The organism is Ruegeria sp. E5, assembly GCF_056534105.1.
This window is the reverse complement of the sequence record NZ_JBQFPA010000005.1, coordinates 340897-359794: the sequence shown is the minus strand read 5'-3', so window position 1 is coordinate 359794 and position 18898 is coordinate 340897. Positions and strand designations below refer to the sequence as shown.

Here is an 18898-nt window from a genome sequence, read left to right as displayed (position 1 = left end):
ACAATGCTTGTTGATATATCCGAGTTTTGTTCATGCACGCAACAGCCATATTGGGGCAACAGAAGCTAATTCCGCAACAAAGGACGCCCCGAAATGACCAAAACCATCCTGCATATCGACGCCTCGGCCCGCCGCACTGGATCTGCCACCCGCGATCTGTCCGACCGCGTGGTTCGCCACCTGAACGCCAGCCGCATCATCCGCCGCGATCTGGCCACCCCCCTGCCCCTGCTGACCGAAGACTGGATCGGCGCCAATTTCACCCCCGCCGAACAGCGTGACGCGGTACAGAAAGACCTGCTGGCCCTGTCGGACGAATTGGTGTCCGAGTTGCAAAAGGCCGACACGATCGTCATCGGCCTGCCGATCTACAACTTCTCAGTTCCCGCCGCGTTCAAGGCCTGGATTGATCTGGTCGCCCGTGCCGGTCTGACATTCTCCTATTCCGAAGAAGGACCGAAAGGTCTGCTGGAAGGCAAACGCGCCATCCTTGCTGTTGCATCAGGCGGTACGGCGGTGGGCTCCGAGATCGACTTTGCCACCACCTATGCGCGCCATGTTCTGGGCTTCATCGGCATCCATGATGTCGAAGTCATAGCCGCAGATCGCATGGCACTGGACCCCGAAACAACCCTGTCCAATGCGCAGAAAGCTGTCACCAAACTGGCAGCCTGATTGACCTGCCCCCCTTGAACCGTCCAGTCTGCGCCGAGGCAAATCGGCAGACTGGGCGTTTCACATGAAAAAGATTGGAATATTGGGCGGTGTTGGCTGGGCCTCAACTGTCGACTACTACCGGGCGATCGCTGAAGGCGCGGGTCGGTATTTTGCTGAACGCGGCCACGGATCGCCGCTGCCCATCCCACCCATGACCATCGAATCCGTCACCCAAGCCAAAACCCGCGCCTTGCGCGGCGTGGCCGGTGACGAAGACAGCTGGGCCGCTTTCGACGCGGTGTTCCGCGAAGCACTGCTGACTTTGGAACACGCAGGCTGCGATTTCGGCATCATCGCCTCCAATACGCCACACGCGCGGCTTCACGCGATCCGCGAAGGCGTCTCCATGCCTATTCTCAGCATTTTTGACGCAACCGCCGACGCGACCGCCTCGACCGGCGCCACCAATGCTTTGGTCCTTGGAACCGCAGTCACCATGCGGGCCACAAACTATGCCGACCGGCTGGCCGCCGAGGGTATCACGGCAAACACACGCCTGCCCGAGCCCGAGATCGCCGAGATGCAGGCGATGATCGACAGTGATTTCTACGGCGGCGCATCCGACACCGCACATGCGCGCCTGCTGGCCTTCTGCAACAAACACGCCACACCCGGAACCGCGATCTTGCTGGCCTGTACCGAGTTGCCTCTGGCCTTCCCCGATCATCTGGACGATCCGGTGTTCGAGGCGGACGGTCACCTGTTCGTCAACCCCTCCGCCGCCCATGTCGCTGCCGCTTTGAACGAAGCGCTTGAAGGGTGATCACGGCAGCCAGTTTATCTCGCACCCGATCTTATCAAAGAACACCATCAGGTCTTCGCGCGACAAAACGACGGTTCGGTCGTTGACCAAAGGGTGCATGTTGATGACATCGGCCTGTTGCGCGGCGGCGTCCATGAAGAACTTAACGTTGTTCTCAACGCCGTTGATCATCGCCAGCGGACTGACCGCGCCAGGGCGGATGCCGAGGTTCTGGAACAGCCGATCCGCCGAGCCGAAGGATAAGTTGCCAATCCCTAACTCCGCGCCCAGCGCCTTAAGGTCGATCTCGCGGCTCTGTTCCAGCGTCACCAGATAGTTCCGCTTTTTCTTGTCGCGCAGATACAGGTTCTTAAGCCGCAGCGTGTTTTCACCCGGCACCATGAACTGGCCTTCGACCCCTTTTGCATCCTCGACCGTGCGCAGTGGGATATGAGTATGCAACCGATAGGACAGCCCCCATTCATCCAGCTGCGCCAAAAGCGCATCCGAGCTGAGCGGTAGTGTATCCTGAAATGCGGATGATGCGTCCATGGGAACCTCCTCGTATGGCGCGCTCATCGCTCAACCGACAGGTAAATTCAAGCCACGACAGGCGCGGTATTCGGTGCTAGCGTGCCGCCATGAAAGTCACGCGCAACACTCCGAACCAACTGATCCTGTCCAATACGCCATGGTTCATCGGCATCTCGCTTGTCTTCTTCATTCTGGCCTTTGTCGGCGCGGGCGTCTTCTTGGCCACTGAAGGTGGCGAAGGTATCTTCTTCGGCATTTTCTTCGCACTATTCGGCGGAGGCATGGGTTTTGGTGCGTTTTGCGCCTTTGTCCGCCGCGTGCAGGTCATACTGGATCGCAATAAAAACAGCATCCTGATCCGCAGACAGTCAGTCTTTGGATATGATGCGGTGGAACATGAGCTCTTGCACCTCTCGCACGCGGAAACCGAAAGCACGACCTCGCGTAGCGACAATGGCACATCGACCCTCTATCGCCCTGTCCTAATACTGGATGAGGGCATGAGCGCCGGACGGCATCCCATTGTCGAGGCTTATTCCAGCGGGCGCGGCGCGCATCGGCTGGTTGATGCGATCAATGACTGGCTTCCGGCGCGCAAGGTTGACTCTGCCAGCCAATCGGCCTAAGTCGCCAACAACATCCGGAAGCGCTTGATCTTCCGGTCCCTTGAGTCGTTCAGGGATCGCCCCCCACCAGCGAGTTTCGCCCGTGGGGGCGTTTGTGCATTTAACCGACGCGTCCTATCTAGGGCACGCCACCAGATAACCGGCTAAGGAGGCCGAAGGCATGTTTGAAAATCTATCCGAACGCCTTTCCGGCGTCTTTGACCGGCTGACCAAACAGGGTGCCCTGTCTGAAGAAGACGTGAAAACTGCCCTGCGCGAAGTCCGCGTTGCCCTGCTTGAGGCCGACGTCTCGCTGCCGGTGGCGCGCGAGTTCGTCAAGAAAGTACAGGAACAGGCGACCGGTCAAGCTGTCACCAAATCGATCACGCCCGGCCAGCAGGTCGTTAAGATCGTGCACGACGCGTTGGTCGATACACTGCGCGGCGAAGAAGACCCCGGTGCGCTGAAGATCGACAACCCGCCTGCCCCGATCCTGATGGTCGGCCTGCAGGGTTCCGGTAAGACAACCACCACCGGTAAGCTGGCGAAACGCCTGAAAGAGAAAGAGGGCAAGAAGGTCCTGATGGCCTCGCTCGACGTCTATCGCCCAGCGGCGATGGATCAGCTTGCGGTTCTGGGCACGCAGGTTGGTGTAGATACGCTGCCGATCGTACCCGGTCAGACGCCGGTTGATATCGCCAAGCGCGCCAAGCAACAGGCAACGCTCGGCGGCTATGACGTCTATATGCTCGACACCGCGGGTCGTCTGCATATCGACGAAGTCCTGATGGACGAGGTCGAGCAGGTTCGTAACGTGGTCGACCCGCGCGAGACGCTGCTGGTGGTCGACGGCCTGACCGGTCAGGTCGCTGTTGAAGTGGCCGAAGAGTTTGATGCCAAGGTCGGCATCTCGGGCGTGGTCCTGACCCGGATGGACGGTGACGGACGTGGCGGTGCGGCGCTGTCGATGCGCGCAGTCACCGGCAAGCCGATCCGCTTTGTTGGTCTGGGCGAGAAGATGGACGCGCTCGAAACCTTCGAGCCGGACCGGATCGCGGGGCGTATTCTGGGCATGGGCGACATCGTCGCTCTGGTCGAAAAGGCCCAGGAAACGATGGAGATGGAACAGACCGAGCGCATGATGAAGCGCATGGTCAAAGGTCAGTTCAACATGAACGACCTGAAAATGCAGCTGGAGCAGATGATCCAGATGGGCGGCATGCAGGGCATGATGGGTATGATGCCGGGCATGAACAAGATGGCCAAGCAGATGGATCAGGCCGGTCTGGACGATAAAATCCTGCGCCAGCAAATCGCGCTGATCCAGTCGATGACCAAACGCGAACGCGCCAACCCGCAACTGCTGCAAGCCAGCCGCAAGAAACGCATCGCCGCCGGTTCGGGTATGGAGGTCAGCGATCTCAACAAGCTGCTCAAGATGCACCGGCAGATGTCCGACATGATGAAAAAGATGGGCAAAATGGGCAAAGGCAAGATGCTGAAACAGGCCATGAAAGGCATGTTCGGCAAAGGTGGCCCAAGCCCCGAGGAAATGGCTGCGGGCATGGACCCCAAGGCGCTGGAACAAGCCGCCAAAGCGATGGGCGGTAAGATGCCCGGCGGTCTGCCCGGACTGGGTGGCGGCATGGGCCTGCCCCCGGGGTTGAGCGGTTTTGGAAAGAAAAAGTGACGTCAGCACGCTGCACCCAGCCCCCGTCCGGAAAGGCGGCGATGGCAGCAGCGCAGTATCGCGCGGCCCTGCCGGTCATTGAGACCCGGCGGCTGGTTCTGCGTGCACCCACTCTGGACGACCTGCCGGTGTGGACATCGATCTGCAAGGACAGCTTTGGCGATACCGAGCAAGACGCCTGGACTGAGTTTTCCTACTACACATCGGGCTGGCTTTTGCATGGGCATGGCCTGTTCACGGTCTCGCTAAAGGACGACGATCAGGTCATTGGCTTCGTCATTCTGGGCCTCGAATGGGACGACCACGAGCCCGAGCTTGGCTATATGTTCGATAGCAAGTTCCGCATGCAAGGTTACGCGACCGAAGCGTGCAGCGCCGTTCGCGATTTTGGGCTTGATCTGCTCGGATCCGGCCAGTTCGTAAGTTACGTTTCGCAATCTAACACGCGTTCGAACGCATTGGCACAGCGTCTGGGTGCAACGCGCGACGCCGTTGCCGAAAGCGCCTTTGGTCCAACCCAGCATGTCTGGCGATACGGCGAGGTGCAGGCATGACACTTGCCATGGCCATACCAACGCTGGAAACCGAACGCCTGATCATGCGGGCCCCCTGCGAGGCCGATTTTGAGGCTGAGGCAGAGTTTTTTGCCAGCGACGCATCGAAATTCGTCGGCGGCCCGAAACGCCCGGATGAGACATGGCGCGCTGTTGCGATGCTGTTAGGCCACTGGGCGATGCGGGGATATGGCTTCTGGGGTGTCGAGGAAAAAGACACCGGCACCTATGTAGGCCATGTTGGCTTGTGGAACCCTCACGGCTGGCCCGAGCCCGAAATTGGCTGGACGCTTATGAACCACGCCACCGGCAAGGGTTATGCGACCGAAGCGGCACTGGCTGCACGTGCACATGCCTATGACGTGCTGGGCTGGGAAACCGCAATCTCGCTGATCGATCCGGATAATCTGGGCAGCAAGGCTGTCGCGGAACGGCTGGGCGCGCAGTTCGAATATATGTTCGAACACCCGGCTTTCGGGGCGATGCAGGTCTGGCGTCATTCTGCGCCTGCCGATCTGGTAAACGGTGGCGTGGAGGCATACGCATGACCTCGTTCACTATACCCACCGTCGAAACCGATCGCCTGATCCTTCGCGCGCCGCATCTGGACGATCTGCCTGCGATGACCGCGTTCTACGCGACCGAGCGCAGCCATATGGTTGGTGGTCCCAAGGACGCGCTTGGAAGCTGGAGCTCTCTTTCGAACAGATTGGGTCATTGGGCGCTGCGTGGTTATGGTCTGTGGCATCTGACTGAAAAGGCCAGCGGCGCATTCGTGGGATGGGCAGGCATGATCTACGTACCCGGCTGGGCGGAGCCCGAGCTGGGCTGGACGCTGATGGCCGAGGCCGAAGGCAAAGGTCTGGGCTTTGAGGCCGCCGCGGCTGCACGCGACTATGCAGCGCGGCATCAGGGGCTGAACGGTGTGATTTCTTACATCGCCCATGCCAATGATCGCTCGCGCGCGCTGGCCGAACGGCTGGGCGCAACGCTGGAGATTGAGAGAGCCGAGCTTTTGGGCAAGCACGCTCAGATCTGGCGTCATCCGCAGATTGATTTGACCACCGAAAGGACCGGCCAATGAACAACCCCGTGACACAAGCTGCCGCGCTGTTGAAGGATCACCGCGAAAGCATCGACCGGCTGGATGCGATCCTGGTCTATACGCTGGGCGAGCGGTTCAAGCACACGCAGGCCGTTGGCAAGCTCAAGGCCGCACACGACCTTCCCCCGTCCGATCCGTCGCGCGAGGCTGCGCAGATCGCACGGTTAGAAGACCTGGCGAAAGAGGCCGATCTGGACCCCGATTTCGCCAAGGCTTTTCTGAATTTCATCATTCAGGAAGTCATCCGACACCACAAGAAACATCAGAAATAACCGGAAACGATCCCGGTAAACGCCATCTAAAGGAGATACCACCATGGCAATGAAAATTCGTCTCGCCCGCGGCGGCTCGAAAAAGCGTCCCTTCTATCGCATTGTTGCGGCTGACAGCCGTATGCCGCGCGATGGTCGTTTCATCGAAAAACTGGGCACCTACAACCCGCTGCTGCCGAAAGACAGCGAAGAGCGCGTGAAAATGAACATGGAGCGCATCCAGTACTGGCTGGATCAGGGCGCACAGCCCACCGACCGGATCGCACGTATGCTGGAAGCTGCCGGCGCCCGTGACAAGGCCGAGCGCAACAATCCCAACAAGGGTACTCCGGGCAAGAAAGCTCAGGAACGCGCGGAAGAGAAAGCTGCCAAGGCTGCTGAAGCTGCCGAAGCGGCTGCTGCACCGGCTGAAGAAGCTGCTGCAGAAGAATAAGCAGTCAGGCGCGTGCAGGATCAGGCCTTTTCCGACGATTTTCGCACGCAGTTCGATCTGTTGATGCGGCTCCGTCGTGATGTGCGCCGGTTTCGCACCGATGCAATTGACGAGGCAGTGCTTACGCGCTGCCTCGACGCGTTTCGACTGGCCCCTTCTGTTGGGCTCAGCGAACCCTGGCGCGTGATCCGCATCGAAAGTCAGGCCGCGCGCGACGCGGCGCTGAAGAATTTCCAAGCGGCCAACGAGCGGGCGCTGAGCGGGTATTCCGGCGAAAAGGCGCAGCTGTACAGCCAGTTGAAACTGTCCGGGATGAAAGAAGCTCCGGTGCAGCTGGCTGTGTTTTGCGACGATGCCACCGACAAAGGTCAAGGTCTCGGCGCAGGCACTATGCCCGAAATGCGGCGTTATTCCGTCGTCTCAGCCATCACGCTCTTCTGGCTTGCCTTGCGGACAGAAGGCTTGGGCCTAGGCTGGGTCTCGATCCTCGACCCGGATCAGATGGTGCGCGATCTGGATGTCCCCGAGGACTGGCGGTTGATCGGATATTTCTGCTTGGGCTGGCCCGAGGCCCAATCCGATACGCCGGAACTGGAGCAGGTCGGCTGGGAATGCAGAGACACCTCTCTGCCGATCGAGGTGCGTTAGTCATGTTCGGTTTGTTACGGCTTCCCATCCTGCTGGCGATCGCATTTATTGTGGGCGTATTCTTCGAACGCTCGAACCAGCGCGAGGCGTGCGAGGTGATCGGACAATGGCGGGACGGGCTATGTGTGACGGATGGTCGAAATGAGTGATCTGATCTGCGTAGGCAGCATCGCGGGCTCGTATGGGGTGCGCGGCGAGGTGCGGCTGAAAAGTTTCTGTGCCGTCCCCGAGGATATCGAAGGCTATTCGCCGCTGACAGACGAAGAAGGTAAAGAGCGCTATCCCGTAGTCCTGACCCGCGCGATCAAGAACGGCTTTGCCGCCCGGCTGGGTGGCATTGAGACGAAGGAAGCGGCGGATGCGCTGAACGGTCTGCGCCTTTATGCGCGGCGCGATCAATTGCCGTCGCTGCCGGATGATGAGTTTTACCACACCGACCTTATCGGGCTTGAGGTTTATGATGCCGGCGGCACGCTGCTGGGCCGGGTGAAATCGGTTCAAAATCACGGCGCGGCGGATCTGTTGGAACTGCACGGTCCGGGCTTAAAGGCCACCGTGCTGCTGCCGTTTACACTCGAATCCGTTCCGACCGTTGATCTGGAAAAAGGCCGCATCATCGCCGACCCGCCCGAGGGCCTGCTGTAATGCGCCGCGTGTTGCTGCATCTGGGTCTGCACAAGACCGGGACAACGGCGGCACAGTCCTTTCTGTTCGAAAACCGCTCACTGATCTGGCCGCACCATGCGTTGGTCCTGCCCTATCGGACCCGCAAAACCGGCTTGTCCGAAGCAGCCACACGCTATTCCGTCTACGGCACCCCCGGCGCGATGAGCGATTTCAAGGATCAGATGCGTCACTTCCTGAATTCACTGGAATTCGGCCAGAAGCGCGGGCTGGTTCTGAGCGAAGAGAATTTCTCGGGCCTGCGCCCTAGCCGCAATGTCGCGGTGGGATATGAGGCCGCGCCCGAGCTTGCCTCGTGCCTTGTCGGCCTGATCCGCGACCGATTTGCCGGGGAAGAGGTGCATATCACGATCTACTACTCGCTGCGCCAACGGGGAAGCTGGCTGCGCAGCCTGTGGGCGCATGATCTGCAACGATCGCGCATGATTCAGGATTTTGAGACCTTTCGCGCCCGGCTTGAACCGGTGCCGTCGCCTCAGATTGCTGCTGCGGCTGTGCGCGACCGTTTGCCCTCGGTCTCGGTCCGCACCGAATGGCTGGAAGACCTGCAGGGCCAGCGACATGGGCTTGGAAGCACTTTTGCTGAATTCCTTGACCTGCCTGCGGACAAAGCCGCCGAATTGGTAGGCCCGACCCGATCAAACCCACGCCTGCCCGAGGATGTCTTGCAGCAGATGCTGGAAATGAACCGATCCGATCTGGACGATGCTGCGCTGATCGATCAAAAGACGGCTTTGGTTCAAAGCACCCAGAATGATCTGATCGGCTCGAGATGACAGATAAACCCGGAAAGTCCCATGGCCGCAAAGCCATCCGTCCAACGTTGAAGCCGCGCGAGTTGATGACGCCGACGCCCGATCTGCACGGGGTGTGGAAGGCCAAGATTATCACGTTGTTCCCATCTGCCTTCCCCGGTGTTCTAGGCGAAAGCCTGACCGGCAAGGCCCTGCAAGAAGGGCTATGGCAGTTGGAAACTGTGGATTTGCGCCAATTCGGGATCGGCAAGCACCGCAATGTGGATGACACCCCGGCGGGCGGCGGTGCGGGCATGGTGCTGCGTGCCGATGTGCTGGGTGAGGCCATTGAGCATACGATGGCGGGCATCCGGGGCAACTGGCCGTTGATCTACCTCAGCCCGCGTGGGCGTCGGATGGATCAGAAAATGATGCAAAACCTGGCTCGCTGCGATGGCATGACCCTGTTATGTGGTCGTTTCGAAGGCGTCGATGAGCGCGTGCTGGAGCACTACGGCGTGCAAGAGATCAGCTTGGGTGATTTTGTCATGACCGGGGGTGAAATCGCCGCACAGGCCCTGATCGACGCCACCGTGCGGCTGATCCCGGGCGTTCTGGGCAACCAGGCCTCAGCCGAGGAGGAGAGCTTTTCCTCTGGCTTATTGGAGCATCCGCAATACACCCGCCCCGCCGACTGGAAAGGCCGCCCGATCCCCGAGATCCTGATGTCAGGCCACCATGGACGCATTGCGGATTGGCGTTATGAAATGTCGGAACAGATCACCCGCGAACGGCGGCCCGATCTGTGGGACGCCTATCGAAAATCAGAAGATAAGGGCTAAGACTAACGGGTTGCCTTCCACAACGCCCAGGTTTCCGGCGTGCCGTTGAAGGTGTTGATGTCCACCTTACCCTGAACCCCCGGCACCAGCCCGGTGCCGGTGTATTGCCAGAACCGCCAGACCGAGCCTGGATAAACGTTGCGCGGGTGGCCCGCGACCGAGCGCAGCCAGAACTCGGTTTTGGGAAGTCGTCCGATATCGGTGTCGCCGTAGAAATCTACCGTCGTGTAGACAATCGGGCGTCGGCCATAGTGGCGCTCGAGAATATCAAGGAACCGCTGCGCCTCGGCCCGAACGGTTCGGCCATCAGGGCGCAGGGTGCAGGTTTTGGAATGGGGCGTCCATTCCATATCCAGCACATGCGGCAGGTCGGCCCCTTTGGGCACGTTCTGGATGAACCAACGCGCCTGTTCTTGGGCCGGTCGGCAGAAATAGTAATAGTGATAGGCCCCCCACGGCACTCCGGCAGCTTGTGCGCCGCGTCGGTGCTCGTCGAACATCGGGTCGGTAAAATCTCCGCCCTCGGTGGCTTTGATGAAGGCAAAGCTGACACCGTTCTTCTGTGCGGTGCGCCAATCAATCGGCCCCTGCCAACGCGAGACATCCAGCCCATGCACGGGGTACTGGCCGGGGTGGCGACCTTCCCACGGGTGCGGGTCAGCGTCACCAAAGGCGGGGTAGATGATCGAAGGCGGGGTCGTGTCCGCGAAGGCCTGCGGCTCAACCGCCTGAGGTTGCGGGCCGCGGCGACCACATGAGACAAGTGCAAGCGCCATAACGGCCAGCAGAAGTGCTTTGCGCATCTTATGATCCTGTATCAAATATCTGCTCTTATAATTAATCCCAGAATGCCTGATCTGGTGAACAAGGCAACGGTGGATTTGACGGGTGGCAAAAACTCACCTGTTTCACCAAGAATAAGGCTTGATCCCCGCCCGCAAAGCCCGTAAAGCAGCGCAATCCGGTGTGGCGTTATGCGACTCCGGTGTTTTGGTTTGCATCCTGACGTGACGCCCAGCTTTCTTCGGCACCGGCGCGACAGGGCGGACCGGACCAAAAGGAACATTCGATCTGACCTCTGGCGGGCTGTGCGCAGGACCCGGTGAAGACCAAGAGCTCTCAGGCCGTGCCCAAACTTCGTGGACCAACCACGAGCAGATAGGAGTAACTGCGATGGACCTGATCGCACAGCTTGAGGCGGAACAGATTGCCGCCCTGGGGAAAGACATCCCCGATTTCAAAGCCGGTGACACCATCCGTGTCGGCTTTAAAGTGACCGAAGGGTCGCGTACCCGTGTGCAGAACTATGAAGGCGTCTGCATCGCGCGCAAAGGTGGCAGCGGCATCGCCGGTTCGTTCACCGTTCGCAAGATTTCGTTTGGCGAAGGCGTGGAGCGTGTGTTCCCGCTGCATTCGACCAATATCGACAGCATCACCGTTGTCCGCCGTGGCCGCGTTCGTCGCGCCAAACTTTACTACCTGCGCTCGCGCCGTGGTAAATCCGCGCGTATCGCAGAAGTCACCAACTACAAGCCCAAGGCTGGCGCCGAGGCGTAAGGAGCGGAAAGATGAAAAAAGACATCCATCCCGATTATCACGTCATCAACGTCAAAATGACCGATGGCTCTGTGGTTCAGATGAAATCCACCTGGGGCAGCGAAGGCGACCAGTTGGCTCTGGAAATCGACCCTTCCGTGCACCCCGCATGGACCGGTGGTTCGTCGCGCCTGATGGACGCAGGCGGCCGCGTGTCGAAGTTCAAGAAGAAATACGAAGGTCTGGGCTTCTAATCCCGACCTGGTTGAAATGCGAAAGGCCGTCCAATTGGGCGGCCTTTTTTTGTTTTGGAATTACCCCACTGCACTTTGCGGCTGTTTCAGAAATCAAACCCGGTCTGGACCGGGGGCGTGTAAGGCTCAATCATATCTTCGCCCTCAGCTCCGCGCTTGATGGGTTTGACGGTGTGATATTCAAACCGGCCTTCGTACTGCGCACCCAACGACTGCTGCGCCTCTTGCGCGGTCGTGACGCCTGATAGCCAGTTTTCGATCTCATCCGGGGTCAGGATCACCGGCATTCGGCTGTGAATATGCGCGATCTGCGGGCTGGGTGTCCGGGTCAGGATCGTACAGCTATGGCTGCCGTCATCAGTCCTGTAAAACCCCGCAAAAAACATCACCGGGGCATTGCGCTGAACCGTGATGTAGACCGGGCAATCATGGCCCTGATCCTTGGGCCACTCGTAATATCCCAGTGCCGGAATTAGACAGCGCCCCTTGTTCCAGTATTGCTGCCAGAAGCTGACATTTTCGATCTTCGAATTGATCATCGGCTTCTTGCTGCGCGGATCCTTGATTTGCCAGCGCGCAGTAGCCAATTCGGCCTGATCGCCGTCCCAACGGACCATGCCAACCCGATTGGTCGGAGACACATTGTACCCACCCGAAGGCAGCTGCTCGGGCAGATCAGGCGAGACCTTGCCGTAGAGAAAATACTCGGTAATCGCCAGCATTTCCCGCTGCGTCAGGTGACCGGCTGCAAACTTTCCACACATGACAAAAGCCTAGGCCGATTGAGTGCCGGTCACAAGTGGCCCCACCGACGATCAGTCCCTTGTCAGATCAACCGCGCTGTGCGGTGGAGGCACCGGGCCTCGCAGCATTACGGCAGCCAGGATCATCCCCAAAAGCGCAGCGATAGCGGCGACAAGCATGGCACTGTTAAATGCATCATCCTGCAGATCTCGCAAGGCGCGCGCCAACGCTTCGCCCTTGGTCGGATCAAGCGCCGCTATAAGCTGCTGCACCTGACTGGCGGTGCCATGTGTCAGTGCATGGGCCAGGTCGGCCCATTGCTCGGACCCGGTGGGCAAGGCGTTGATCACTTCGGACAGGCCGCGTCGGGTAGTGATTGCTTCGGCCAGACCTCCAACCACGGCACCAAGGGTGGCACCAAAATAGAGGAACGCATTCACCACGCCCGAGCCCTGCCCCATATGTTCTTCCGGCAACAAGCGCAGCCCGAGACGCGGCAATAACGAAAAACCGATGCCAAGCCCGATCCCGATAATCACCAGCTTCCACCAAATCGCACCCATGCCTGTTGTATTCGTCGTTGTCGTCAACAGCATGAACCCACAGGTCATGAACCCCATGCCCAGGATCACCGGCCATCGAAAACTGTAAGGTGCAAGAAAACGCGGAGCCACCACGGACACGACGAACATACTGAGGCTCAACGGCAGGATCGCCACCCCCGCCCCAACAGCGGACAGGCCAAAAGCATCTGGCGATTGCACGAAGACGTTGAAATAGACGAAAAAGCTGAACAGCGCGAAGCCGGTAATGAACATCCCTGCCGCCGCCATGAAATAACGGGGGTGGCGGAAGTAGCGCAGCTCGATCAGAGGGTCCGCGCTGCGGCGCGAGGTGATGATCAGTGCAATCACCGCTACAGCCGACACGGCAAGCGGGATCAGGGTCGATCTTGTGGCCCATCCGTGGCTTTCCCCGTTGCTGAGCGCGAAGGATAGCGGGCCAAGCAGCAGGACCAATGCGACTGCACCCGCAAGATCGAACTTTGCGCCTGCAAGACGGGTGTCGGGGACGTAATGCTCTTTGCTGACCCGCAACCCGACCGCAAACGCCACGATCAGCAGCGCCAGATCGGTGGCAAACACGCCCCGCCAGCTGAGGTAATGCGCAAACGCGCCGCCAACGATCGGACCAACACCAATTGCCAGCCCGACGATCGCGCCCCAGGCACCGGTGACGCTGGCCCGTTGTTCCTCGGGCGTGGCGGCAGTCAGCAGCGAAAGCGAGGTGCCAAACAGCGCTGCCGCCCCGGCACCTTGGGCCCCGCGGCCTGCCAGCAACATGGCTGCATCCTGTGAAAACAACACAAGGGCCGAGCCAAGACCGAACACGATCATTCCGGCAAAGAAGACGCCCATCTTGCCGGTGATATCGCCAAGTCGGCTGACGATGGTAACGAGGGTCGCGCTAACCACCGTATAGATCGCCATCACCCATTGCAGGCTGGAAGGCGACAGATCGAACTCGGCCTTCAGATTTGGCAGGATCGTCGCAACGGCGGTTGTGTTGAAGCCAACAACCATCATGCACAGCGCGGTCATCACTAGAACCAGACGTGCCCCTCCCGCGCCGGATGTGTCCTCAGTGACGTCTTTTGGCATCTGCCTGTCCCCCGTTCAGGAATAGCGCGCTGGCCTTTCGGGCACCGTGTTGTACCTATTATTAAACGGTTTTTTGCTGATAGATACTGTTTTTAGCGCGCTGCGCGCCCAGCGCCTATTAGATCCAGTAGGACAGCGCCACTGGCAGCACCAGGATCGTGGACAGAGTCGAAACCAGAATGAACCCGGCCACATCGGGTCCGTATTCCGGCACATGCTGATCGATGAACAAATAGGTCGCGACAGAGGATGGCATCAAACAGCACAGGATCACCGCGCCCCGCTCAGCCCCGGTGAAGCCGAAGCTCCAGACCAACGCGCTGGCAATCACCGCAGCCATCAGCAGGTGCAGCGCTGTCAGCAAAACGGCTCGGCCAAGGCTTTTGATCCGCAGGGTCGCCAGCGTGTGGCCCAGCGTCAGCAACATCAGCGGGATTGAAAGACCTCCCAGAATATCAAAGGATTTGGCCACCGGTTGCGGCAGGCTGGTGCCCGTCGCCATCAACACCAGCGACAGTGCGACCGCGTAAATAATCGGCGAAGTCGCCAGTTTCTTGGGTGAGAACTCTCCGGCCGGAATCCACATGCCGATCGTGAAGATACTGATCAGCACAACCACCACAAATGCCATCGTATAGGCCATACCCGCATCGCCCAGCGCCAAAAGGGTAATGGGCAGGCCGATATTGCCGACATTGCCATGCATCAGTGGCGTCAGAAATGCCCGCACCGGCAGCCGCATCAGTTTGAGCGCGACAAGCCCCAACAGCCCAAAACCTGCAATCGCCAAAGCGGCGGCCATCATGACATCAAGAAAGGTGCCGACCGCAATCTGGGTGGTTGAAAGGTGCGAGATAATCAGCGTCGGATACCCGACCCGCGAGACGATCCCGCCAATAACTTTGTTGTCATAGGGGGCCTTGATCAAAGCCAGAGCGTAACCGATTCCAGCGCAAATCAGGACAGGCAGAACCACGTTCAAAACGTTCAGAAACAGATGATCCAATGGCTGCCCTCGATCACAAATCCATAGGATGGACAGTGAAACAGGGGTGTGTGTTTGGCAAGGATTTACCCTAACCCCCAAGTACCAAGCACTTTTCCAATTTGAGGCTTGATAATAGCGCTCAAGACGGCCCGAGGTTCTTCCCTTCTCAGCTCACACAACATATAGTGGCCGCCAACAACGTGTAGGCAAACACGGCGGGACTTGGGAATACAGGCATGGCACATATCATTGTGGTCGGGAACGAAAAGGGCGGCGCAGGCAAATCAACCGTGTCGATGCATGTGGCCACCGCATTGGCACGGCTGGGGCACAAGGTCAGCACACTCGATCTTGACCTGCGTCAGCGCAGTCTGGGCCGGTATTTCGAGAACCGCTTGAACTTCCTGAACGGCTCGGACCTGTCTCTGCCCAGCCCACGCCACCACGACCTGCCCGAGATTGACGCCAGCGCTCTGCAACCCGGTGAAAACATCTATGACCACCGCCTTTCAGCCGCCGTGGCCGAACTGGAAAGCGATAGCGATTTCATCCTGATCGACTGCCCCGGTTCGCACACTCGACTCAGCCAGGTTGCACATTCGCTGGCCGATACGCTGATTACTCCGCTGAACGACAGTTTCATCGATTTTGACCTGCTGGCGCGGATCGATTCCAAAGGTGAGAGAATCCTTGGCCCCTCAGTCTATTCCGAGATGGTCTGGAATGCCCGCCAACTGCGCGCCCAAGCTGGGCTGAAACCGATCGACTGGGTCGTCGTCCGCAACCGGGTCGGCACCCAGCGCATGGTCAACAAGGAAAAGATGCAACGCGCGATCGAGATGCTGTCACAGCGCATCGGCTTCCGCGTCGCCTCGGGCTTTTCCGAGCGAGTGATTTTCCGCGAGTTGTTCCCGCGCGGACTGACTTTGCTGGACCTCAAGGATATCGGGGTCAAGCAATTAAACATCTCAAACATCGCCGCACGTCAGGAATTGCGCGACATGATGAAGGAACTGAGCTTGCCGGGTGTTGAGATCGACTTCTAGCCGCGTGGCAGCGCCTGCACAGCTAACCAAAGTAAATCCAAGTGCCTTAAGATGCTCTACGTAGCCGCTCAAGTGTAAGCCACTCTCCGTCGCGCGCAGAGTCAGTAAACGCACATTTCCGGAGAACAGCTTGAGATGCCAAGTTGTCTGCGTGCACAACCGCGATCACCCGGTAAACATTGGGGCGTTGGCGCAAATATTCGTCACAGTACTGTGCGACGATCGAACTGGCGTACCCGTTGCCCCAATGCTTCTCACCCAACCAATAGCTGACTTCGGCGCTGCCCGATCCCTTTTCTAGCATACGAACCTGTCCGATTGCGTGCCCATCTTTCTCGATGGCCAACACCTGATGATGATCTTCGTAGCCCAGTTCGATCAATTGGGCGGCATCGTCCGCACTGATTGGGCCTGGATAGACCTCCGGCAGATAGCGCCACAGGCGCTCAGAGGAAAGCATCGCCGCATACTCTGCCGAGTCCTTCAGATCCCATGCACGGAAGTGGAATGGCCGGGGATTCGGACGCCCAAATGTGCCCAGGATGTCATCCTCACATTCCAGTGGGACCCAGCCTATTTGAATCGGGTCGTAAGCGACCTCGACACCGTTCGACTGACACCATTTGACTTCACGTTCGGAAAGAACGCCCTGCGACCTCAATCTGCGCAGATCAACTGATCTCGAATGCCCGCAGGAGTGTTCAGATCGAATAGATTTGTTTTGAATGTTCATGACGTCCTCCGAGCGAACACACCAACACCAAGTGCTCTGAAACAAGAGACTGCGCCAATTGTTGGATATTCCAACAAAATAGGATAGCCTATTATTCAACAATATTTGATTGGAAAAACCTATTGATCGACATCCAGCTGACATTGAAACAACTGTCCTATTTCCGTACGCTGGCCGACACTGGCCACTACAGGAAAGCCGCCGAGCGTATCGGCATTAGCCAGCCTTCCCTTAGCCTGCAGATTGCCAATTTGGAATCTGTGCTTTGTCTGAACCTCGTCGAACGAGGCCGCGCCGGAGCGATGCTGACGCCTGAAGGACGAGAAATTCTTGAGCAAACCCGAAGCATACTATCTGATGTGATGGCCCTACAAGAAACACACAATCGGATGAAATCCGAACTTTCAGGAAGTTTTCGCCTCGGCTCATCCCCAACGCTGGGGCCTTATCTGTTGCCGCGCGTTTTTCTGCATTTGCATCAGAACCACCCAGATCTGAGATTGATCGTGCGTGACGGCCCCCCCTCAGAACTGCTGCAAGAACTGCTGAGCGGAATGCACGACGTTATTCTGACGCAACTGCCGGTGAAATCGGCCGATGTTTTTGTTCAGCGATTACTGCGAGAGCCTCTTCATCTGGCTGTGGCCCTCAGCCATCCGCTGGCAAAAAAGGAATATGTAGAAGACGAAGATCTAAAGGGGGAAAACGTTTTGGTCCTGTCGCGGCGCTTCACCCTCCACAGCCAGATCGAAAACCTGACCAAGGAGGTCGGCGCAAATCTGCTGTATGACTATGAAGGCACCAGTTTGGATGCCATTCGTCAGATGACCGCTATGAATATCGGAATCTCATTCCTTCCATCACTTTATGTGGCGTCCGAAGTGCCCAAATTTGGCGGGGACGTGGCACTTGTGCCCTATAGGCCCGGCCGCCTGAATAGGTCGATTGGCCTTGTCTGGCGCGCCTCCAGTGGCCACCATCGCGCATTCAGCTTTATCTCAGACGCCATTCGCAGCGTTGCCAAGACAGATTATTCTGGATTGGTCAGCGTTGAAAAATAGTGGTGTTGACCTCTGGCCTCAAGCTACCGCATTAAGCAGCTGTACAATGGCCAGATCTAGCCAGCTGTTCTGTAGATGGTAAACAACTCTTTTGGTTCAGCCACACCCCGCAACATATAGCGCCCGACCGAAATCAGGTCCTGATCACAAGGGTGCGCCGCGCGGGCTACATCGTCGGAAATCAGGATGCGCTGCCCCAGTGACCGATGCATCCCCGCAATTCTGGACGTCTGGTTGACCGCCGGACCAATTACCGTGAAATCCAGCCGACTTTCGGAGCCGATGTTTCCATAGAGGATCTCACCAGAGTGCAATGCCAGCGTATAGTTCGAAACCGGTTGTCCCCGTGAACTCCGCTGAGTGTTCAATTCGGCCATGCGCTCTTGCAGCATGGTCGCCGCAGCCAGCGCAGCGCGGGCATCGGCATCGATCTCGCCGACATCAAACATCGCCATGACACCGTCGCCCATGAACTTCAGGATGTTGCCTTCGCATTGATGAACAACATCGACCACCACACCCAGGTAGTCATTCAGCATATCTATGACTTCGATCCCTGGCATCTCTTCCGACAAGCTGGTGAACCCTTCCAGATCGAAGTTCCAGATCACCGCATCAATCTGCTGCAGTGACCCGCGACGGATTTCACCGGACAAGACCCGACGACCGGCATCGCGCCCCAGATAAACCCGCATCAAATCTTTCGACACCCGCGCGTTCGAGGCTGACTTCAGAGCCAGCCCCAGATGCGGTAGCGCCGTATTGATCACGTCCAGATCATCGTCGCAGAATCCTTCCGGCGCATTGCTGGACCAGGACATCAAGACGCCGTCGATTGCCTCTTTCGCATCATAGGGGTTGCGTTGAGCCGGCACATCAAAGCTGATGCCAGTCGCGTAATAGTCCGTGGCCCCGTTTTCCCGCAACTCGTTTAGCAGGGGAAAACGGCTGGGTTCGTTCTGATCGACCAGCCGTTCACGGATAGCATCGATATCTTCGTGCAATACGGCATACAGCGGACTTTGTGTCCAAACTTCACTGGGCTCTTCGGAATACTCGAAGGTTTCCAGATTACTTCCTTTGCTGCGGTACCAGCTATAGCCCGTTCCGCCATAGACGGGATGCAAGGCCGGTTGCGCCGCATGAAAGCGCATCAAGGGCACACCAAGATCAACTAAACGGGTGCAATACCCGTCCAGAAGTTCTTGTTTGTCGGCCCCTTCCAGGCCTCGGGTCACCAACCAATCTATCAGATCATGGGATTTTGCCGTTGGGGAATCCGGCGCTGTCATGTGTCGTTCCTGTGTCCGTTATG

General features: G+C 58.4%; 25 protein-coding genes. 18 read left to right on the top strand and 7 right to left on the bottom strand.

The features are described from left to right. Positions 1 to 93 precede the first annotated feature (93 nt). Positions 94 to 675, top strand: coding sequence for an NAD(P)H-dependent oxidoreductase (locus tag ACR0BI_RS18905; RefSeq protein WP_170648517.1), 582 nt, complete (start codon positions 94 to 96; stop codon positions 673 to 675). 64 nt (positions 676 to 739) lie between these two features. Next, positions 740 to 1480, top strand: coding sequence for an aspartate/glutamate racemase family protein (locus ACR0BI_RS18900; protein WP_170425141.1), 741 nt, complete (start codon positions 740 to 742; stop codon positions 1478 to 1480). Here the strand turns inward: ACR0BI_RS18900 and ACR0BI_RS18895 are convergent, their stop codons facing one another. Further along, positions 1481 to 2011 carry a prolyl-tRNA synthetase associated domain-containing protein gene (locus ACR0BI_RS18895; RefSeq protein ID WP_170425138.1) on the bottom strand — a complete coding sequence of 177 codons (531 nt, stop codon included), beginning with the start codon at positions 2009 to 2011 and terminating at the stop codon, positions 1481 to 1483. 89 nt (positions 2012 to 2100) lie between these two features. Here ACR0BI_RS18895 and ACR0BI_RS18890 point away from each other — a divergent pair, with 89 nt between their 5' ends. The 12 genes from ACR0BI_RS18890 (at position 2101) to trmD (ending at position 9560) form a co-directional block, all read left to right on the top strand. Next, positions 2101 to 2619, top strand: a complete 519-nt coding sequence (locus ACR0BI_RS18890) for a hypothetical protein (protein ID WP_170425135.1) — start codon at positions 2101 to 2103, stop codon at positions 2617 to 2619. Between the two features lie 160 nt (positions 2620 to 2779). After that, entirely contained in the window at positions 2780 to 4288 is a 1509-nt protein-coding gene (ffh, locus tag ACR0BI_RS18885; protein WP_170402391.1) for a signal recognition particle protein, read from the top strand. Continuing rightward, positions 4285 to 4842: a GNAT family N-acetyltransferase gene (locus tag ACR0BI_RS18880; protein ID WP_480888640.1), complete on the top strand. Its 558-nt coding sequence runs from the start codon at positions 4285 to 4287 to the stop codon at positions 4840 to 4842. Before ffh ends, ACR0BI_RS18880 begins: the two co-directional genes overlap by 4 nt. Then, positions 4839 to 5390 carry a GNAT family N-acetyltransferase gene (locus ACR0BI_RS18875; protein WP_170402397.1) on the top strand — a complete coding sequence of 184 codons (552 nt, stop codon included), beginning with the start codon at positions 4839 to 4841 and terminating at the stop codon, positions 5388 to 5390. Before ACR0BI_RS18880 ends, ACR0BI_RS18875 begins: the two co-directional genes overlap by 4 nt. Beyond that, complete coding sequence (locus tag ACR0BI_RS18870; protein WP_170513361.1) at positions 5387 to 5926, top strand: GNAT family N-acetyltransferase; 540 nt, start codon at positions 5387 to 5389, stop codon at positions 5924 to 5926. Before ACR0BI_RS18875 ends, ACR0BI_RS18870 begins: the two co-directional genes overlap by 4 nt. Further along, the gene (locus ACR0BI_RS18865) at positions 5923 to 6219 is read left to right on the top strand and encodes a chorismate mutase (RefSeq protein WP_480562522.1); all 297 of its coding nucleotides are present in this window, start codon (positions 5923 to 5925) and stop codon (positions 6217 to 6219) included. The genes ACR0BI_RS18870 and ACR0BI_RS18865 overlap by 4 nt, the downstream gene beginning before the upstream one ends. Positions 6220 to 6262: 43 nt before the next feature. Further along, positions 6263 to 6652 carry a 30S ribosomal protein S16 gene (gene rpsP, locus ACR0BI_RS18860; protein ID WP_010437590.1) on the top strand — a complete coding sequence of 130 codons (390 nt, stop codon included), beginning with the start codon at positions 6263 to 6265 and terminating at the stop codon, positions 6650 to 6652. A gap of 12 nt (positions 6653 to 6664) precedes the next feature. Beyond that, entirely contained in the window at positions 6665 to 7300 is a 636-nt protein-coding gene (bluB, locus tag ACR0BI_RS18855) for a 5,6-dimethylbenzimidazole synthase (protein ID WP_480562523.1), read from the top strand. A 2-nt stretch (positions 7301 to 7302) separates the two neighbouring features. Beyond that, on the top strand, positions 7303 to 7449 hold the full coding sequence (locus ACR0BI_RS18850; RefSeq protein ID WP_170392664.1) for a hypothetical protein: 147 nt from the start codon (positions 7303 to 7305) through the stop codon (positions 7447 to 7449). Then, positions 7442 to 7945, top strand: coding sequence for a ribosome maturation factor RimM (gene rimM / locus ACR0BI_RS18845; RefSeq protein ID WP_480562524.1), 504 nt, complete (start codon positions 7442 to 7444; stop codon positions 7943 to 7945). Before ACR0BI_RS18850 ends, rimM begins: the two co-directional genes overlap by 8 nt. Next, the gene (locus tag ACR0BI_RS18840) at positions 7945 to 8760 is read left to right on the top strand and encodes a hypothetical protein (RefSeq protein ID WP_480562525.1); all 816 of its coding nucleotides are present in this window, start codon (positions 7945 to 7947) and stop codon (positions 8758 to 8760) included. Before rimM ends, ACR0BI_RS18840 begins: the two co-directional genes overlap by 1 nt. Further along, on the top strand, positions 8757 to 9560 hold the full coding sequence (trmD, locus tag ACR0BI_RS18835) for a tRNA (guanosine(37)-N1)-methyltransferase TrmD (RefSeq protein ID WP_480562526.1): 804 nt from the start codon (positions 8757 to 8759) through the stop codon (positions 9558 to 9560). Before ACR0BI_RS18840 ends, trmD begins: the two co-directional genes overlap by 4 nt. A gap of 2 nt (positions 9561 to 9562) precedes the next feature. Here the strand turns inward: trmD and ACR0BI_RS18830 are convergent, their stop codons facing one another. Next, positions 9563 to 10363 (bottom strand): glycoside hydrolase family 25 protein, encoded by an 801-nt coding sequence (locus ACR0BI_RS18830; protein ID WP_170402409.1) that lies wholly within the window; start codon positions 10361 to 10363, stop codon positions 9563 to 9565. Positions 10364 to 10733: 370 nt separating this feature from the next. Here ACR0BI_RS18830 and rplS point away from each other — a divergent pair, with 370 nt between their 5' ends. Together rplS and rpmE are read left to right on the top strand one after the other, a co-directional pair. Further along, positions 10734 to 11117 (top strand): 50S ribosomal protein L19, encoded by a 384-nt coding sequence (gene rplS / locus ACR0BI_RS18825; protein WP_170328369.1) that lies wholly within the window; start codon positions 10734 to 10736, stop codon positions 11115 to 11117. A gap of 11 nt (positions 11118 to 11128) precedes the next feature. Next, a complete protein-coding gene (gene rpmE, locus ACR0BI_RS18820; RefSeq protein WP_170392669.1) occupies positions 11129 to 11350 on the top strand; it encodes a 50S ribosomal protein L31 in 222 nt (73 codons plus the stop codon). 86 nt (positions 11351 to 11436) lie between these two features. On the opposite strand, the gene ACR0BI_RS18815 is transcribed toward rpmE, so the two are convergent. The 3 genes from ACR0BI_RS18815 to ACR0BI_RS18805 all read right to left on the bottom strand — a co-directional run bounded on the left by ACR0BI_RS18815 (position 11437) and on the right by ACR0BI_RS18805 (position 14761). Continuing rightward, entirely contained in the window at positions 11437 to 12114 is a 678-nt protein-coding gene (locus ACR0BI_RS18815) for an SOS response-associated peptidase (protein ID WP_480562527.1), read from the bottom strand. A 51-nt stretch (positions 12115 to 12165) separates the two neighbouring features. Further along, on the bottom strand, positions 12166 to 13755 hold the full coding sequence (locus ACR0BI_RS18810) for an MFS transporter (RefSeq protein WP_480562528.1): 1590 nt from the start codon (positions 13753 to 13755) through the stop codon (positions 12166 to 12168). 118 nt (positions 13756 to 13873) lie between these two features. After that, complete coding sequence (locus ACR0BI_RS18805; RefSeq protein WP_170425102.1) at positions 13874 to 14761, bottom strand: AEC family transporter; 888 nt, start codon at positions 14759 to 14761, stop codon at positions 13874 to 13876. Between the two features lie 218 nt (positions 14762 to 14979). On the opposite strand from ACR0BI_RS18805, the gene ACR0BI_RS18800 reads away from it, so the two are divergent. Then, positions 14980 to 15789 (top strand): division plane positioning ATPase MipZ, encoded by an 810-nt coding sequence (locus tag ACR0BI_RS18800; protein WP_170402416.1) that lies wholly within the window; start codon positions 14980 to 14982, stop codon positions 15787 to 15789. 46 nt (positions 15790 to 15835) lie between these two features. Here the strand turns inward: ACR0BI_RS18800 and ACR0BI_RS18795 are convergent, their stop codons facing one another. Continuing rightward, a complete protein-coding gene (locus ACR0BI_RS18795) occupies positions 15836 to 16522 on the bottom strand; it encodes a GNAT family N-acetyltransferase (RefSeq protein ID WP_480562529.1) in 687 nt (228 codons plus the stop codon). Positions 16523 to 16644: 122 nt separating this feature from the next. On the opposite strand from ACR0BI_RS18795, the gene ACR0BI_RS18790 reads away from it, so the two are divergent. After that, complete coding sequence (locus ACR0BI_RS18790) at positions 16645 to 17583, top strand: hydrogen peroxide-inducible genes activator (RefSeq protein ID WP_255611813.1); 939 nt, start codon at positions 16645 to 16647, stop codon at positions 17581 to 17583. A gap of 56 nt (positions 17584 to 17639) precedes the next feature. On the opposite strand, the gene ACR0BI_RS18785 is transcribed toward ACR0BI_RS18790, so the two are convergent. Further along, positions 17640 to 18875, bottom strand: a complete 1236-nt coding sequence (locus tag ACR0BI_RS18785) for an adenylate/guanylate cyclase domain-containing protein (protein WP_170392675.1) — start codon at positions 18873 to 18875, stop codon at positions 17640 to 17642. Between the last annotated feature and the right edge of the window lie 23 nt (positions 18876 to 18898).

Coding starts and splice junctions, on each gene's coding strand:
- ACR0BI_RS18905 (WP_170648517.1), top strand. CDS start 94: ATGACCAAAACCATCCTGCATATCGACGCCTCGGCCCGCCGCACTGGA.
- ACR0BI_RS18900 (WP_170425141.1), top strand. CDS start 740: ATGAAAAAGATTGGAATATTGGGCGGTGTTGGCTGGGCCTCAACTGTC.
- ACR0BI_RS18895 (WP_170425138.1), bottom strand. CDS start 2,011: ATGGACGCATCATCCGCATTTCAGGATACACTACCGCTCAGCTCGGAT.
- ACR0BI_RS18890 (WP_170425135.1), top strand. CDS start 2,101: ATGAAAGTCACGCGCAACACTCCGAACCAACTGATCCTGTCCAATACG.
- ffh (WP_170402391.1), top strand. CDS start 2,780: ATGTTTGAAAATCTATCCGAACGCCTTTCCGGCGTCTTTGACCGGCTG.
- ACR0BI_RS18875 (WP_170402397.1), top strand. CDS start 4,839: ATGACACTTGCCATGGCCATACCAACGCTGGAAACCGAACGCCTGATC.
- ACR0BI_RS18870 (WP_170513361.1), top strand. CDS start 5,387: ATGACCTCGTTCACTATACCCACCGTCGAAACCGATCGCCTGATCCTT.
- ACR0BI_RS18865 (WP_480562522.1), top strand. CDS start 5,923: ATGAACAACCCCGTGACACAAGCTGCCGCGCTGTTGAAGGATCACCGC.
- rpsP (WP_010437590.1), top strand. CDS start 6,263: ATGGCAATGAAAATTCGTCTCGCCCGCGGCGGCTCGAAAAAGCGTCCC.
- ACR0BI_RS18850 (WP_170392664.1), top strand. CDS start 7,303: ATGTTCGGTTTGTTACGGCTTCCCATCCTGCTGGCGATCGCATTTATT.
- rimM (WP_480562524.1), top strand. CDS start 7,442: ATGAGTGATCTGATCTGCGTAGGCAGCATCGCGGGCTCGTATGGGGTG.
- ACR0BI_RS18840 (WP_480562525.1), top strand. CDS start 7,945: ATGCGCCGCGTGTTGCTGCATCTGGGTCTGCACAAGACCGGGACAACG.
- trmD (WP_480562526.1), top strand. CDS start 8,757: ATGACAGATAAACCCGGAAAGTCCCATGGCCGCAAAGCCATCCGTCCA.
- ACR0BI_RS18830 (WP_170402409.1), bottom strand. CDS start 10,363: ATGCGCAAAGCACTTCTGCTGGCCGTTATGGCGCTTGCACTTGTCTCA.
- rplS (WP_170328369.1), top strand. CDS start 10,734: ATGGACCTGATCGCACAGCTTGAGGCGGAACAGATTGCCGCCCTGGGG.
- rpmE (WP_170392669.1), top strand. CDS start 11,129: ATGAAAAAAGACATCCATCCCGATTATCACGTCATCAACGTCAAAATG.
- ACR0BI_RS18815 (WP_480562527.1), bottom strand. CDS start 12,114: ATGTGTGGAAAGTTTGCAGCCGGTCACCTGACGCAGCGGGAAATGCTG.
- ACR0BI_RS18810 (WP_480562528.1), bottom strand. CDS start 13,755: ATGCCAAAAGACGTCACTGAGGACACATCCGGCGCGGGAGGGGCACGT.
- ACR0BI_RS18800 (WP_170402416.1), top strand. CDS start 14,980: ATGGCACATATCATTGTGGTCGGGAACGAAAAGGGCGGCGCAGGCAAA.
- ACR0BI_RS18795 (WP_480562529.1), bottom strand. CDS start 16,522: ATGAACATTCAAAACAAATCTATTCGATCTGAACACTCCTGCGGGCAT.
- ACR0BI_RS18785 (WP_170392675.1), bottom strand. CDS start 18,875: ATGACAGCGCCGGATTCCCCAACGGCAAAATCCCATGATCTGATAGAT.